The sequence below is a fragment of the Brevundimonas denitrificans genome (genome assembly GCF_030160755.1).
In the GTDB taxonomy this organism is placed as follows: Bacteria; Pseudomonadota; Alphaproteobacteria; order Caulobacterales; family Caulobacteraceae; genus Brevundimonas; species Brevundimonas denitrificans.
Genome location: NZ_BSOY01000159.1, coordinates 1 through 870, shown reverse-complemented (window position 1 = coordinate 870; position 870 = coordinate 1). Strand labels below are relative to the sequence as shown.

Here is an 870-nt window from a genome sequence, read left to right as displayed (position 1 = left end):
GAACGGATCAGCTTTTTCCTGTTTGTGGATTTTCAGGGAAGGCGGATGGAAAGCCGCCTTCTTCGCCTGATTGCCCGGCATCGCCATCTTGAAAAGCCGGTGCGGGATGAGGTGACCTCTGTTGCCTTTGACGAGGCCCGGCTGCCCTTTGGCCGGGGCCTCGCGGTCCTCCGGCTGGTGGCGGCGGTCGCCCCCATTCTGGGACTGCTGGGCACAATCCTCGGGATCATTGATGCCTTTCGCGACATTGCCGCGTCCGATGCGCCGGTTACCCCCAGCATGATCGCAGACGGCTTGTGGGAAGCCCTGATGACCACCGCATTTGGCCTGATGATCGCCTTGCCCTGCGTCATTTTCGTAACCCTGTTCACCGCATGGAAAAACCGGATTTTCGACCTGACCCTGATCCGCCTGAATGCGGCCTCTCTCGATTATTCACTGGAGCGCGGCGCGGCGCGGCCTGAAACACTGCCTGTACCGGAAACAAGGTCCACGCCCCGGCAGGTTGCGCCATGATCCGGTCCGGTGACGCCTATAACCGGGACGAGGAGGCAGGCTCCCTGTTCCCGGACCTGACAACCCTGCTGGACATCCTGTTCATTCTGCTGGTCTTTTTCATCCTGACGGCCGGGGCCGTCTACCGGTCCCTTGACCTGACCTTGCCGGAAGCCGTGTCCGAGCAGCCGGCCCGGCCCGCAGAAACCCGTCATATCCTGCTGGAAATCCGCGCCAGCGGCTACGCCCTTGACGGCCAGGCCTTTGCCGATCTGCCGGCCCTGAAAGACGGCTTTCCCCGCCTCCTGAAGGAAAAACCGGATTATGAGCTGATCGTGGCCGGGGACCAGTCCATCTCGCTGGAACGTCTTCTGG

The 870-nt window shown here is 62.0% G+C and carries 2 protein-coding genes; both read left to right on the top strand.

All coding sequences use genetic code 11. From position 1 onward, the window contains the following. On the top strand, positions 1-516 hold a 516-nt coding region (locus tag QQJ79_RS15485), incomplete at its 5' end, for a MotA/TolQ/ExbB proton channel family protein (RefSeq protein ID WP_284223828.1). Beyond that, positions 513-870: ExbD/TolR family protein (locus tag QQJ79_RS15480; RefSeq protein ID WP_284223827.1), on the top strand; the 358-nt coding region annotated here is incomplete at its 3' end. The genes QQJ79_RS15485 and QQJ79_RS15480, both read left to right, overlap by 4 nt.